The organism is Priestia sp. FSL H7-0729, assembly GCF_038005685.1.
In the GTDB taxonomy this organism is placed as follows: Bacteria; Bacillota; Bacilli; order Paenibacillales; family Paenibacillaceae; genus Paenibacillus.
Map to the genome: position 1 here is coordinate 433588 of NZ_JBBOTQ010000004.1, position 14267 is coordinate 447854.

Genomic DNA, 14267 nt, shown 5'->3' on the forward strand with positions numbered 1-14267 from the left:
TAGAGAGATTGGGAGGTGATTGGTATGGGTCATACATTTGGTTTGTTCTCCAAATCACAGAAAGGTGTATTGTTCGCGAATATGAGAGCGAAGATTGCGGACGAAAGTTATAGCAACCCCAATAACCCTGCGTATCTACCGCAGAGTCCCAATGCACCGAGGAGTGAAACGGACCGGCATGGCGAAGAAAATAATCCTATTCTGGGTGATCCAGGGTACGGTCAGATCGGACGATGGCAGACGGTTCAATTGGATGCACTGGAAAACAGTATTGATCAAATCATTGAGCAATATCTGAAAGATAAGTCGTCGTATGCGAGTGTACGATGCCGTGAAGCACTGTGGAATATGTATCGCAGGATTGAATGGTGGGTAGAACAGCAGCAGCCTCCAGATAAAACACAATATCAGCGAGTACTGCAGATGATTAAAGATTGTATTCACAAGATTCTTGAAAATGCTCAGAAGCCTGGCGGTAGTCATCATGGTGTATCATTGCCGATCTGTCCGGCACCCTACTACCATCATTTTAGTGGGAATTACTTTAATCATTTTGATGCAACCGTATATGAGATTCCGCTCTTTTCAATGAAAAAGGACGTCCCGTTCTCGAATAAATTCCCTGATTTCTTCAGATATGTATCATCGACGGAGGATCAGGAATGGGTAGCTGTCCACTCCGTAGGCAGGAATGAACAATCTGGATCAGAGATGATCTTAAAACTGGATTTAGGGCTTCTGGAGATTGGCAACTCATCCAAAATCACATTTAACTGGCGTGTGAAGCGTTATGGACAGATCAGGTTCAAGTACCTGGCTAGTGCCAAGCGTGGTAATGGCATGCTGTTCTATATTAATGGGCAGCAAGTTGGGGGCGAATGGAGCGAGAATAGCGGATGGCAAGAAGCTGCATTTACGTTGCAGCCAGGACAGATGTACAAGTTCGACTGGCTGATCCGTAAAATGAGACCTGAAGTATGGCAGAACAATGGTATTTATATCAAGGATGTTGAAGTCGTTGAGATTGTGGATACACGTAAGCCGCCTGCACCAAAAGATTACGATCTGGATGGTGAGCATGTACATGAGTACGGTAATTGGGTAGTAAGATCCCCACAAAGTGTGGCACAAGCGCATTTTCAAGGTCAATTTATTGCAGATGATTTACGAAAGAAAACTATGATAATGGATTTGGACAACGAATGTAACGGAAGTATCTCATTTGCCTACAAAATGGGTGTAGATGAAGAGCCCTATCCTGATCATGATTATGAGTTGTTTTTTGACGATAAAATGCTTCAACGTACCCAGCGCGGGGATGGAGATCATGGCAGCTATGCTCGCTCAGCGCATGGTGTGGAGTGGATACTAAATGGGGAATATTCAGAAACGGAAACCGACCTTGCCAAGATTGAGTATGAAATTGTTGCAGGGCATGATACGACCATTGACCTGAAAGGGGTAGTTGAGGTCATTTGTCCCCCTCAAGAAATTGATCACTGGGAGCCCAGTCTTTATGGACAAAGGATTGGGAATTATCAATGGACAATGTCGGGAAGTCCCAGTTGGACTCGTCACAATGATACATTGCGTCTCGACGAACCAAAGCATGGTGATATGATTGCCCAAACAGAAGTGACTTTAGATGATGATGGCTGGTTTTTATTCAGTTACTCTCATCAATTGAGGACTACTGAAGCGTTCGAGGTAACAGTCAACGGCATATTAGAACATTATACAACCATGCAAAGTCACGGAGATCAGATACGAATCCCTTTGGAGGCTGGTATTAATTTAATACAGTTTTATATTCGAGATCGCTTGACCGAAGAACCACTCATACATGAGATAGATAAACCGTTCACCTATGGAAACAACACTGGCAATACATATCGTACCTTATCTCCGCTAGGCTCATATGTTGATGTGACAAGGAACTGGGATGTTACGGATGCTGGTGCAAGGACAGAACAACATGGAGATACGATTACGTATAAGGCGGAGTTGAACCCTGGTGCTAAGTTTAGTGTAAAAGAGCATATGCGTATATATCCGGCAATGGACGCCGGATATAATCCTGTCACAGGAGCTTCAAGAGATGAGAACGTGTTTAAAGAGATATTTAATGACGAAGGCAACTATGATGAGGCATTGAGGTTCATAGGGAGTTGGGATTGGAAAGAAGTTGTAGTCGGAGATGGCGTGATGTGGGCCCAAGGTCATGATCAGGATTTCATATGTGAGTTTGAAGCACAGTTAGACAACTCAGGATATATCTGCTGGCAGTATGGAGGGGAATTTGACACCGGCGAGAAACTGGAACTTCAAATTGATGGTGTTTCAGTCTGGACAGGGAGTCAATCCAATGGAGACGATGGAACAAATTGTATGTATCCATTACCATCGGGGAGTCACAATTTCCGCTGGATTTACCGGGATGGTAAGGCGTATGCACCAGGTAATGGTAGTACAGGCGGAGCAGAAAATGGATCAGCAAATTCCGGAGGGAATGATACCGGTAATGATCAATCAGGTATAGCAGTTAAAAGTCCTTTTGGAGAAGAGTGCTATCCAGCTTCGTTCAAGAATCATGACATTCAATATGGGCAAAAGCTTTATTCAGGTCAGTCTGATCGTAATGCTTTGTGGAAGGCTTATAATCAGGGACAGGTCTTCTCAGGATCTGGTGGAGCATATGCGATAGGTGTTACGAACAATAAATCCATTAAACGAGATTTTGTTGTTTCCGACGTTGGGACCATTCAATACTCGGAATATCTCACTGTATACCCCGTTCAAAAGTTAAAGGTATATGGATTAAGAACCCTTAAAGATTCTACTTTCAAAGCAGAAGCAGGAATAAAAGAGCCGGGTAAAAATTTGAATTATTACTCAATAGATGTCCGTAATACCAGACCAGGTAATAAAGATTCAGATTTTGGAAGTGAACACACCAGAAAAGTTTACGTTGAATTTTATTGTAATGGAAGCTTTGAAATCAGTTTCGATTATATGTGTTATCTATTTGATGGGGATGAGAAAGCCAGATTTCGAGTCCAGTATTACAAAGGTACACAAGTAGAGGCAAAACATGGTGTAGTCATCTTAGATAAGAAGAAAAATTTAGGGTACAACCAAGGAATAATTAACTACAAATCCATTACTGATAAGCAGTGGAAGGATGCAATACCTTTTAACAAAAAAGTGACTGTTAAGGAGCCGGGTACTTATACCTTGTGTATTGGACTTACGGATACCTTGAAAGACGAAGATGAAGATTCAAAAGGGATTCCTTATCATGCATCCATTAAGAACCTTCAAATTCGAACTGAAGATCCTGATGGTAAAAACGGAGATAAACTAGTTAATTATTCTATTTATGATAATAAAACCTATGTGGATGTTGAATTGACAAATACTAAGACTGGGGTAAAAAGCCTTCTTAAAACATTGAAAGTAGCAGGTGACCAAACAGGTGAAAGCATCCAAATTCCAACTAACCTAGAACCAGGAACTAAATATACCATTACATACACACTCCATAAAAATAAGGGCTCATCGAATGCTACGGGTCTTGATGCTGGTGGTTTCACGCTTAGTCATGGGAGCTTTACAGAGACCTGGGGCGCATATTGCACTGATGCGAAGGGGGGGATATATCTAAAGGATAAATCTCCCCATCCAGGAGAAGATTCATGGAATCCACCTGGCCCAGATACGACTGCGCCAGATGGTGGCAGTCATGCCTGGCTCGATGTTATTCGATTGTACGAGAATAGAGATAGGGCTTGTAGAGGCACCAAAATTGTCATTGAAACTTATGAGGACGGTCAACTATTAATTCCACCAAAAGAAGTAACAAATGAAGATGACCAAATCATTTCAGTTGAAGTCGAAAACACTTCAAATCAGAAGAAAAACTACGAGGTTCGTGTTCGATTCGAGCGAGGATGCCCGGGAGATGGCGCAATGATCTGGGGAGGGAAATTGAATATTGATGACATTATTAAAGTTGATCCATCCTGGGCAGAAGTGACACACTTCGAAGTTTGGAATAACAAACCAATCTGGATGGGCGGCTGCGATAACAGTAATATGCGCGTAAAAATTACACGTGAGGACGGAAAAGTGTTATGGGATGAAAAGTATTATGGAGACGGTTATCGTGGCTTCGAACTTAATGAAATGGCTCCCAAGCCTTATAGCAAGTATAAAGTGGAGATTACAACAGACCAGAAGGGGCAGATCAGCGACTGGACAGGAAAACGGTATCTGACCACCTTCCGGGTGCATGACTTCAAAGCCTACGAACGATGGGTATGGGTGCCTGAGCCGTTTGATTGTCAGCTGGATTTCTTCATTGACGATGAGCTTATCAAAACATTCACTCAAGAGGGTGGATACTATACATTTTCACATCCAGTGCCCAAAGGCAAACATGAATTCAAATGGGTGTTCACCTCACTTCAGGAAGTGGGTACGCGTAGTTACGAATACGCTAATCTGGACTGGATGGAGCTGACCAACTGGATCTGTGATGACGTCTATGTCATTCCTTACTGCGAAGGTGGTGGGGGAGACAAGTGTGTTGAAGCGCTTATTAAATGTTTGCTGGAAGTTTGGAAAGCAAGGCCCAAGATGTGTGTGGTCGGTAAACGCATCTGGTTATTCACGTAAAGAAAGGAGGATCTGTATGGGTGTTGCGAGATTGAAAGAGTCAGGCAGGGTATATGAGGATGCGTTCGCAAGCTCCAACCTGGATTCCAAATGGGAAGTACTCCCTAACGATGCTACTCGCTATGAAGCGGGTAGTGGCAGCCTGGTGCTCAAACATGGTCAAGATCCACTGTATATGTTCTATAAACCTCTGACGGATATGAAGCAATTCGTCATGGATGTGAAGAACAGTTACAATCCCGATACGGAGGGATGTTATGGTGGGATTATTGTTTTGGTAGACGAACATAATTACATGGAGATTGAAGAGTTTCTGGATATGTCCTTGCCAACGCCTTTGCTGAAGACTTACCCTTGGATACGTTTGATTCGAGATTATAACTATTATACGGCGTATTGGTCGGATGATGGCATGATTTGGAACATTATTGGTTCTGTAGAACTGGTGGGAGCTCCTAAAATAGGTCTCTATCTGAAGGGTGAAGGGGATCACCCCATGCATATTCAGTATATTCGAATCAACAAAGGAACATCTATTGCCGTAGACAATCTAACCAAAGGAACTGTGGTTGATCTAATCGATCAGAATGGTGTTGTGCTTGAGTCCAGGGTGTGCCGATCTGAAGAGACGGTTGTACATTTTAACATGGATCTATATCCATATCCGTTTGTGGGTAATTTCGGGATTAAGCTTCCGGATGGAAATCGGTTTCAGGCGATGGATTCTATAAAAGTATACAAGGGAGACCTTATGTATTTTGAGGTTACACCGGATTTGTATTATAAAGAGTCAAATCCTGAAACAGGAGAAGATTTCGATGTGCTTCTTTATCCTAACACGGATCGGTTTCTAGGCTATTTAACCGCAGGTGGTTCTGCTACACAAGAAGTTCGAATGTTTGCCAAGAATCCCATGATATCAGGAGACTTTAAAAATGTAACCTTTGCGCTCACAAGCGGGACGGATAAGGTTCAGATTGCGCCTGATGTTGAAGGCATTCCTGGTTCCTTCAGTTACTCGATTACCGCGTTCACCATTTTGCCGGGAGCGTCCTACCGATTCTGGCTGCGAATGGAAAGAGAAGAATCTCAAGACAGGTATGCTTCCCAGGTCAAATTTTCGCTACAGATGTATTCGACATACATATGACTTAATCGTATTGAAGAGATTACGTATAGATCATGTAAGGCATGAATGGAGGTGGTCAAATGTCAGTAAGAATTAACCAGTCTCATCGATCATCCGCCAAGAGCCATAAGGAATTGAGGGATATTGGGGCGCATACGCATGATGAGATTGATGCCTATCTTTCAGAGTTGGATGATGCTAGAGGGTCTGCACTCAGTCTAGGTGAGCGAATCACACGCGTAGAAGAGTCTGCAAGCGATAGCCGAGATGCTGTTAAAGATCATGAGCAGAGACTAGGCGATGTTGAGACTAAGGTTATCTCAAACAGCTCACGACTGGATGATGTTCAGCAGGATATTCTGACGGCAAGAGCAGATGTCAATACCCTTTCCAAGGGCCAGGATGACCATGAGAAGAGGTTGAGCCTCGCTGAGACGGAAATAAAAGAAGCACGTGGAGCAGAGGCATCCATAGATCATCGATTTGACACATTGGAGAAAGCGATTGAAGTTGTAGCGAAGCAACCTATTCAGGATCTCAGTGTTACCAACCCCACGTATCTAGATACAAATAACAGTGTTCAAGTTACGATTAATGCAGGACGAGCCAGTATCAATAAGGTTATTGTAGATCAGTTTACTCAAACATTCAGCATTCCAGACATTGTAGCAAATACGTCATATTATATTTTCCTTCATGAAAATGGGGAGTACTCTTACAGTTCAGATCAAAAAGAGCCCAAGGATGCCATGATCATTGGTGGACTCGATGTTGGAGTTTCTCCAACAACTTCACTCACTGCTTTGGATTTCAGGTATTTCTTAACAAAGGGTTCTATTGAAAATGACATGTCTCTATTGGGAATTCGTGTAGATGATCTGGAAAAAAACGTTGGTGAGCAAACCACAACAATTGCTACACATCATACGGCGATCGAAGCGATTGAAGCTCAATTAGAAGCAACTGCTGAAGAGGTTGTGGTTTCAAGAGAAGATAAAAACGGAGTCGTCTATGATGCTCTCAAGGACAGACTCGACAACATGCAGAGTCGTCTTGAACTCGCTGAGAGTCGAGGCACCATGGAGCATCAATCCGTGTTCCATTTCACTTCTGCTCCTAACAGCAGGTTGTCGACGACTAGGGATTTTCAAGTGCCCAGATATGTGATTGGTTCGAATTCCGCAGAGGTATTTCTGGATGGAATACGCATGGATGCAGGAGACGATTACATTGAATATAATGATACGCTTATACGGTTTACTTTTGATGTGCCCAAGGAAGCCAGAGTAACTGTCATTGGTCGAGGGTCTATTATTAACACCACTTCGGTAACCGAATATACCTACTATCCAGATGGAAAAGTACATACCGAGAAGATTGATGGAGGAATTAACCGCACCGTTGAGCACTTCTATAGCCCGGATGGAAATCTGGAACGACAGGAAGTTACCGAGAGTAACGGGCAGATCAAGTCTATTGAGTATCAGCGTGACAATACGGGTAAAGTACTGCGCGAAATCAACAATGGAGCTGAGTATTATGTGCTTCAAGGAGGCGCTACCTATGATGACTCAGACATCCGGAGGAGGCTTGTCTTTCTTGAAGGGAGTACACTTGAGCTCGATGTCGTGTATAACTACTTCTCCAATGGTGACATCGAGTCTGAAGAAGTGTTCTCCGCAGATATAACTCCGCAGCTATTGAAAAAAACATCGTTCACTTACAATGCAGATGGTACCGTTAAGACCGAGACATTGATCTATGACGGCCAAAGAGTTCAGAAGGCATTTGAATACGATGCTAGCGGTAACATCAAACAAGTAAAAATTAGAAAGGTTGTGATTTGACGTGACGAGGACCGTGCAGGATGTGAAATTTGCTCTACATACCATTATGGATAAATTAGTGGGCAATCACTCGGAGCCATACAGTACAGAGGAGATTGAAATTCTGATCTTTGCTTTTGAGAGCAATATTCTGTTTGATAACGTGGCTCATAAATTTCTGCCTTCACTGAAAGGGATACCTGAAATTCATGAGGCTGCTGCTAGTGGTGTGGAGACAGAACATGGAGTTGGGGACAAAGAACAGTCTTATCAAGAGAATCTCCTAACAGAGAGAAGCAACATGGTGAAATCAATTCTGTTAACCGCACTTAAAGAGAACATCTTTCACGAAATGAAAATCCGATTTGGTGCTTAAGGAGGTGAGATAGTTGGCTGAAAATATTTTGTTAGGTGCTTTGAGGAGATATGAGTTTTATTCGTATTGTACAACTTTTATTCAAACATTATATGATACGGTGACACAGGATCTATATGGAGATATTCACTGGGAGTGGACGTTCAGTAACAATAATACTTACGCTACCCCCAGAGCTTGGAATAATTCCAATTACACATCAGCAAACAATGGGACTATTACAGCGAAAAATAAAAAAGATCCTAGTATGTTTTTCACAATTTGCACTAATCTTGCACAAACGAATGCATGGTCCGATCGTGTATATTACAAAAATTATGTGTTACGAGCAGGTTTACGTAATAACGGTGATATAGTCACTCCTGATTTATATACACAAGTTGGTCATCTAAGTGAAATTCCATTACATACAGGGGATTCATACATAGCCAGCAGCAATACAACAAGCTCTCATACAAATGTCTATTTTAAATGGACCTTGTTCACCAGTGAACAATATATCTTTTTATATGGGGAACCTCAGAACAATATAGGGGTTGCATATCCTATTCGACTATACCTAGGAAGACTGAAGCCCTTCGAAGAAGAGGACCCATTAATCTCAAATGATTTTGTTGGTGTTTTTAGTCATTTTCCAATGGGACTGAATGACTCAGCAGATGAGTTGAAGTATCGAGCAGGTGGTGGCTATGTTAGGAGCTCTCGTAATGGAACTCCTAACGCCTTGTATAATTTAGCCACTAGTAGTCAGGTACCATCACCTGGAGTAGGTGGTAGATTCTTTATCTCCCCTTTCTATGTTTGGCATGATACAGAAGGAGCTAGAGGCGAATTCTATGGAATTCGAACCGCTGTATTAAAAGACGCTAGCAAGTATCCAGACGGATCCATTTTAGATCTCGGAGATGAGAGATATTATGTATTCCATACCAATTCTCAAGCTCATCCTTCAACTTTTCAGGGGTGGTTTACAACTGGCGGGAAATATATTGAGGGCCAACCCTACTTCTTCGACTCTCCCTTACTTCTCGGTGGAGGGCAGCGGGTGCTGCTTTTCGAAATTGAGAAGGAGGTGTAGGGCATGACCATGATTCGCAGACACGAGTTTACTAGTACGCTAAGCTTATTAACTTCAACACTTGTTAACACATTGAAAGATGCGCTTGATCCTTACTGGGATACCATACATACGGCCGAAACAACTTACGCCAACTGGGGAAATGCGCTGCTTACCAATAAAAAAAATGCATCCATGCGTTTTACCATGTGTGTATGGGCGCACGCCAGAGGAGTTAATATTCGCTGGGGACTAAAGAACCTGGGAAGCAATGCGGCATCACCAGATCTATTTGTAAATCCGCCCGTGGACTCAGATAAATTCATGATGGAAACGCCATTTTTGTGTCATAACGTGCAGTACAATGTGAACTATAAGTGGTCAGTAATCACGAATGAGGATATCTTGTTTATCCATGGAGAGAGTCTGAACTACCCGGAACGAGCTTACCCAGTACGAATATTTCTAGGTAAATGCCAGGCTTTAGAGCAAGAGGACCCGGCGATTGCCAATAAATTTTATGGCATTTTCCCACATATGCCTTTATCTGCTTCGGATAACAACATAGCAGATCAATATGATACACCGAGAGGTGTCGTTATGACTTCACGGAATGGAACGGAGTACGCATTGTACAATTTTGGGACAGAGTCCATCCCTTCTCCAGGTGTAGGTTCAAGATACTATGTTACGCCTTTCATGGTCTATCATCCATCTGAAGGAGCTAGGGGTGAATTTAAGGGTATGCGTTCCATTGTATTTAAAAACAGTGCGCAGCACCCGGACGGATCAATCCTTGATCTTGGCAATGATGGCAAGTACTACGTGTTTCATGTGGTAGATCAGGATTACCCGAATACAGACTATGGACGTTATTACTACAACTCGAACCAAGTTCCAGTGTATTCAAGGCCAAAGTTCTTTCATGGAGCCAGACTGCTTGGTGGCGGGCAAAGAGCTTTACTTTTTCAAATATAGGAGGTGTCGATGAGGGATGGCTAATTTCACAGGCAAAGTGAAGATGAATGAATTATTCGCGAATATTGTTCAGGGATTTAAAACGATTGCGGGTTCTCCTTGGTCCGTTTTTTACGAGACTGCGAGTGTGATTGTGCTGAAATCGGTGGGCACAACCGGCTCAGATAAACTGTTCTTCAGACTAGAGGTTGGAAACACGAAGGGAACATCGGGAAACAAATTGACCGTGAGTGTGGCTGAAGATGTGATGGCAACAGATGGTAGTATTCCTTTGGGCAGAACCGAAGTGAAAAAGGACTTCCTATGTCATACGAGTGCGGTTGATACGAATCTATTAATTGATTACCAAGTTTCAGTTCAACCCAACCGAATTATTATTTATTTGCAGGGAGATGTGAACTCGGTTACCGGTATATCCAATCTGGGTTACTTTGGAATTCTGAACAGGTATGCCACAGAGACAGATTCCTCGAGTTTGAGTGTAGGCCTCAGCTACAACGGAGATAACGGTATTCGGACGTTGCGCGATAAAGATAAACAGATGGTGAATAACATATATGATGCCTACTCTGCCATGCTTCCTGTTAATCCAGGCTGGGGGTCTCTTTATCATCTTGCTCCGGTTATTATGTGCAATGGTGTGGAAGGTCCGAGAGGCGAACTTATGGATATCTATGCGGTACCTTCTGCCGGAGTTTCTCATGGAGATGAGATCAAAGTGGGCACCAAAACATATAAGGTATACTCTCTATCGATTGGTGGACAAAGCTTCTTATCAGGAGCTACGGTTGCTGTCATGATGAATTAAGGTGGTGAATGGACATGGCTATACATCAAGGGAAAGTTGTAGGGACCGCCGAGAGCGGTTCTCTTTTTACCCAGAGTAAGGCGGTAGTTTTTCATGGCATTGGATACGATCTGGATGCTGTTCCGGTCACCATTGAAGGTAAGGAAATAGTCTATTCATTAGGCACGTTATCCACTATGGCTGAATTAATTGACATCTACCGTTGGGGTACATGGAGGATGCTGGACAACCATAATGATCAATTGATTGGATACGTTACGGATAAACATATTTATGGGCCACGAACCAGAGTGGGAGTTCCTGATGAAAAAAATATGATACTCAAGCATAAATTTTTGACCCAGTCCAGTGGAGTAGGTTTAATTCGTGATACCATAAGAGGCCTCAAAGTGAAACAAAATTTTGCGGGGCTCGATTGGTGTATTAAGGTCAAGATTCCTGTCCAGCAGGCGGGATTAGCAGGGAAAACGTGGGGGGATTGGTCGTACAGCGGAAGTGGCAACACGTCTGGCAATCATCTTCGTCCACGACGGTATCCGGATACACATATTCCTAGAAGGAGGGAAGACTCTTGAACAGGACATGGAAACTGATGGAGGAGATGAGAAAAGTGCTATTGCCGGTATCGTTTGCCCAAAGAGTAGAGTATGTTGGCGGTGGGGCGAAGGCAATGATTGATATTCCCATGGAACATCCTCGATTCATGATCAAAACGATCAGAGTCATTCCGTCCAGAGAGACGAATGTGGAAGTCCATGTGTTGAACAGTGCGGGTCCACATCCAGAAGTTCTCTATTTCAACAATGCCCAATACTCAACAGGAAATTTTATGGAAGGGATCTATGATATGATCGATTTGCCATATGAGGACGTAGATGGGACTTCAACACTTCACTTGTCGTTAAAAAATCTGGGTACAGATGTGGCCAACTTCGATATTGAGGTCGTTGGCTTGACTACGAGGTAGGAGGGGACCACCACATGGATATTGTTTCATTCAGCAAAGCTGCCAAAGTAGAACGGGAAGTTAAACAAGCCAGGGATTCTTATGCCACACTTGATGGCAGACTGGACGCGGTGTCAGTAGGAAACGTGGTCTCGGTCAGACTCAAAACAGAACTGCCCACCATAGGTGAATCAGGAAGATTATATCTGGTGCGCCAAGACTCAAGCAATCAAAATGAATCAACGACCTATACATACAGCAGCGGGGAATATGTAAAGGTGGGTGGTGATCGAGTTTCAAACCATCCGGAGAATGGAACCATTAATCTTAATGGCACAAGAACGGTGATCTATACCCATCCGGATACACACAGTGCTGACATGTTAACAGATGGAATTCATAACGTTATCATGACTCTGAACGAACGTGAGAAATTATCCAACATCGAGCGTGAGGCCAATCATTATACACATCCTGATACACATAGTGCCGATATGATCAAGGATGGAGAAACACATGTCAGCATGACTTGGTGTGAACGAAAACGCCTGAATGTCATCGATCCGTGGGAATCGATTAGCGACTTGGTGGATTATACAGATGTGGTTACCTATTTTGCTTATGATATGCAGGGAAGAGTTATTCGACAAGTCGTTACAGACAATTACACCGAGCAGCTTGTTAGAGAACCTGTACTGACCATGCCGGCTTCTCCAGAAGGTTACGCACAGGATGATTCCTTCTTGGTTATTTCCATTGGTGAGATTTATCGATATGACGGTCTGGAATTCGTGCAACTCCCACCTTTGGTTGATGTCATTTATCAGTATGATAGTGAGGGAAGATTGGTGGCGAAGTCCATCGCCAGAATGGGAACAACACCTGTTCAAACCAACTTCCAATATATATATGACTCATTCGGCAATCGCATAGCGGTTAAGAAATATTAATACGGAAGGACAGCATATGCTGTCCTTTTTTCTTTTAACAATGAAGTTATTAGTGTATATCCATCACCATATGAAGACTAGCATTAACACTTGGCTGATCAAGTCGTATAGAGAAAGTAGGATGAGAACGTAATTATTTCGGGAGGTAGTGTACGATGAATATTGAACTGACTGCTCATTTCTATTTCAAGGGAAGTGGGAAGAAAAAAACGGTGAACTGGATGGAAGATAATCCTAGATTACAACAGAAAGAGAAAGATTCGGAGAAGGTCGTACGTGAAATCCCGTTAACAGTGGATGAGGTTAAACAAGAATATCGACGACTTTTCACTAAACACAAGAACGAGGGGAAATCGATCACGCTGGAAGATACAGACGATGTGGTTCATATCATTGATCTTACGGATGTACGAAACATTGAATTGACTTCTAAGGAGGGGAATACAGATGCTGTACAGACTGACCTTCGCACTGAATGATGAGGAAATTGTGACTACCGAGATGACTTCGGATAAGGAGGATCTGGTTGGAGCAACCGAAGAAGCATTCGATTTGATCGAAAGATACTATGGAGCCAATGTCGCTTTGAATCTGATCGCATTTAGCTTGCTCAAAATAGAGCTCACCAATGAAATGATAAATTAAGCGTTTACGCTAACTAATGTTAGCTTTTCAGCATCAACTGCTAATTTATTTGAATAATTATAAAATATAGTTAATAAAGTGATATACCCCAAGCCTAGTTCTGGGGTCTATTCCTTTTTCATGAAAAGTTGATCGTGTCTTAATTTAATGCATCCATTGAAACTTGTCTTGTACAAGCAGTTTTGATTAAACTAGGTTGAATTCATATGTTCAAGTCAGTAGAAGGGATCAGGATGATTGGCAAGGAGGGATGGGACATTGAGATAAAAGACTTGGAAAGAGAGCTCGCAAAGCTGGCATCCAGAATAAGAAAAGATTTTACTGAACGCGGGCCGGTAGATACCAGAGTCTCTATCATGAATCATTTTATCATCTTAAAGTTTACAGCAAAATTCACCAAGCCTGAAGCATTCATGCTGGAACATATGCAATCACACTCAAGTCAAATTTTCGCTGAATACAAGATGAAGCTTGCACAGATGATGAGAGAAGATTTCAACCCCGTTTTCTCCTATATCAACATGGGTCTGAAGATCGAAGACATCGAAACAACATTTTTTGGCCCTGATTTTGCAGAACAGATTACAGTCTTCAAGATGAACAAGGATGTTGAAGTGCTGCTGAAAAATGATGAGATAAACATGCCTTAAGTCCTATTAACTAAAGTTTGAATTCTATACAGGTTCTTAGGAACTAATTTTTGTTGTTGACAATATCCTACATATTTCCTTATACTACCCTTATGGCGATTGAATAGATTAATAATCTTGACGAAGCCTATAACCTTGTTAAAGAACTTGAAGGCCATATCTTCGGTAATTGGGACGAAATAGATGTCAGACCAAGACCGACACATTCCACCATTTTGGTATTTT

13 protein-coding genes are annotated in these 14267 nt (G+C 42.5%); all 13 read left to right on the forward strand.

Annotation, left to right across the window (positions count from 1 at the left end):
• Positions 1 to 81: 81 nt before the first annotated feature.
• The 13 genes from MHH93_RS13120 (at position 82) to MHH93_RS13180 (ending at position 14042) form a co-directional block, all read left to right on the forward strand.
• The gene (locus MHH93_RS13120) at positions 82 to 4677 is read left to right on the forward strand and encodes a hypothetical protein (RefSeq protein WP_500054358.1); all 4596 of its coding nucleotides are present in this window, start codon (positions 82 to 84) and stop codon (positions 4675 to 4677) included.
• Between the two features lie 16 nt (positions 4678 to 4693).
• A complete protein-coding gene (locus tag MHH93_RS13125; protein ID WP_500054359.1) occupies positions 4694 to 5827 on the forward strand; it encodes a hypothetical protein in 1134 nt (377 codons plus the stop codon).
• Between the two features lie 59 nt (positions 5828 to 5886).
• Positions 5887 to 7653 (forward strand): hypothetical protein, encoded by a 1767-nt coding sequence (locus tag MHH93_RS13130; protein WP_500054360.1) that lies wholly within the window; start codon positions 5887 to 5889, stop codon positions 7651 to 7653.
• A gap of 1 nt (position 7654) precedes the next feature.
• Positions 7655 to 8008, forward strand: coding sequence for a hypothetical protein (locus MHH93_RS13135; RefSeq protein WP_500054361.1), 354 nt, complete (start codon positions 7655 to 7657; stop codon positions 8006 to 8008).
• Positions 8009 to 8021: 13 nt separating this feature from the next.
• Positions 8022 to 9086 carry a hypothetical protein gene (locus tag MHH93_RS13140; protein WP_500054362.1) on the forward strand — a complete coding sequence of 355 codons (1065 nt, stop codon included), beginning with the start codon at positions 8022 to 8024 and terminating at the stop codon, positions 9084 to 9086.
• A gap of 3 nt (positions 9087 to 9089) precedes the next feature.
• On the forward strand, positions 9090 to 10043 hold the full coding sequence (locus MHH93_RS13145) for a hypothetical protein (RefSeq protein WP_500054363.1): 954 nt from the start codon (positions 9090 to 9092) through the stop codon (positions 10041 to 10043).
• A 16-nt stretch (positions 10044 to 10059) separates the two neighbouring features.
• Positions 10060 to 10851, forward strand: coding sequence for a hypothetical protein (locus tag MHH93_RS13150; RefSeq protein ID WP_500054364.1), 792 nt, complete (start codon positions 10060 to 10062; stop codon positions 10849 to 10851).
• 14 nt (positions 10852 to 10865) lie between these two features.
• A complete protein-coding gene (locus MHH93_RS13155) occupies positions 10866 to 11426 on the forward strand; it encodes a hypothetical protein (protein ID WP_500054365.1) in 561 nt (186 codons plus the stop codon).
• A complete protein-coding gene (locus tag MHH93_RS13160; protein ID WP_036672279.1) occupies positions 11423 to 11818 on the forward strand; it encodes a hypothetical protein in 396 nt (131 codons plus the stop codon). Before MHH93_RS13155 ends, MHH93_RS13160 begins: the two co-directional genes overlap by 4 nt.
• A 14-nt stretch (positions 11819 to 11832) precedes the next feature.
• Positions 11833 to 12747: a hypothetical protein gene (locus MHH93_RS13165; protein WP_500054366.1), complete on the forward strand. Its 915-nt coding sequence runs from the start codon at positions 11833 to 11835 to the stop codon at positions 12745 to 12747.
• A gap of 155 nt (positions 12748 to 12902) precedes the next feature.
• On the forward strand, positions 12903 to 13226 hold the full coding sequence (locus tag MHH93_RS13170; protein ID WP_500054367.1) for a hypothetical protein: 324 nt from the start codon (positions 12903 to 12905) through the stop codon (positions 13224 to 13226).
• The gene (locus MHH93_RS13175; RefSeq protein ID WP_500054368.1) at positions 13195 to 13392 is read left to right on the forward strand and encodes a hypothetical protein; all 198 of its coding nucleotides are present in this window, start codon (positions 13195 to 13197) and stop codon (positions 13390 to 13392) included. The genes MHH93_RS13170 and MHH93_RS13175 overlap by 32 nt, the downstream gene beginning before the upstream one ends.
• A gap of 233 nt (positions 13393 to 13625) precedes the next feature.
• On the forward strand, positions 13626 to 14042 hold the full coding sequence (locus MHH93_RS13180; RefSeq protein ID WP_500054369.1) for a Na-translocating system protein MpsC family protein: 417 nt from the start codon (positions 13626 to 13628) through the stop codon (positions 14040 to 14042).
• Positions 14043 to 14267: the final 225 nt, after the last annotated feature.